Annotated in this window: 2 protein-coding genes; one reads left to right on the forward strand and one right to left on the reverse strand. The window is 71.3% G+C overall.

Translation table 11 applies throughout. The features are described from left to right. Nucleotides 1–219 (forward strand): HNH endonuclease signature motif containing protein (locus tag ACFFCN_RS06600; protein WP_375490351.1); only part of this gene is annotated, 219 nt, incomplete at its 5' end. A gap of 175 nt (nucleotides 220–394) precedes the next feature. On the opposite strand, the gene ACFFCN_RS06605 is transcribed toward ACFFCN_RS06600, so the two are convergent. Further along, nucleotides 395–694 carry a hypothetical protein gene (locus tag ACFFCN_RS06605; RefSeq protein ID WP_375490352.1) on the reverse strand — a complete coding sequence of 100 codons (300 nt, stop codon included), beginning with the start codon at nucleotides 692–694 and terminating at the stop codon, nucleotides 395–397. Between the last annotated feature and the right edge of the window lie 147 nt (nucleotides 695–841).

Raw genomic sequence — 841 nt, forward strand, 5'->3', positions numbered from 1 at the left:
GTCTGCGACACCACGTCGGCCAGCTACCGGCCACCCAAACCGATGGCCCGGTTCGTGCAGCTGCGCGACCGAACCTGCCAGTTCCCCGGCTGCCGCCGCCGCGCCATCACCGCCGAGATCGACCACCTCACCCCCTGGGCAGCCGGCGGACCCACCACCCCGATGAACCTGATCTGCCTGTGCGCCCGCCACCACCACCTCAAACACGACGGCCACTAGGAGATACGCCGCGACCCGGCGACCGGCGAGGTCACCTGGACCAACCCCATCGGCACCACCTGGACCCGACCACCACCCGAACCCGCGCCCTACTGATCCTGCCGGCGTCGACCACGTGGCGAGTCCAGTCATCGTCCGAAAGGCAGTCGCGCAGACGACTGCACGATGACCACCGTCATGCCGTCGTCGCTGCGCTCTCATGGTCTTCGCCGGGTGCCCACAACACCGCCTCGCCAGCGGCGATGTCGCGCCGTGCGCGGTCTTCTCCGCTCACCCAACCCGACCCGTGGACGACGCAGAACAGCTGCCACCAACGCCCCTCGTGCCGGCCGAGGATCCCGCCGGGGCCCACCTGCGCCGTGTGCGTACGGAAGTGCTCGGCGTCATCAGGGGTCAATCGTGCGACCTCGATCATGTACACACCGGTGCTGCCGTGTTCCTCGACCGCGCCCTGAACAAGATCTACGCGTTGCATAGCGGTGACGCTAGAACCGGCGCCCACGGCGGTCGAGCCCACAGATGAGGAGCGCCTCCCGCGCGCGAACGGTGCGGCCCGGGCCCCAGCGGGGGCCCCCCCCCCCGGGGGGGGGGGGGGGGTGTGGGGGGGGGCCCGGGCGCGGGG

This window comes from uncultured Jatrophihabitans sp. (assembly GCF_964246335.1).
GTDB lineage: Bacteria > Actinomycetota > Actinomycetes > Mycobacteriales > Jatrophihabitantaceae > Jatrophihabitans.

What these genes read in the sequence shown, in the direction of transcription:
- ACFFCN_RS06605 (WP_375490352.1), bottom strand. Translation starts at nt 694, where the DNA reads ATGCAACGCGTAGATCTTGTTCAGGGCGCGGTCGAGGAACACGGCAGC.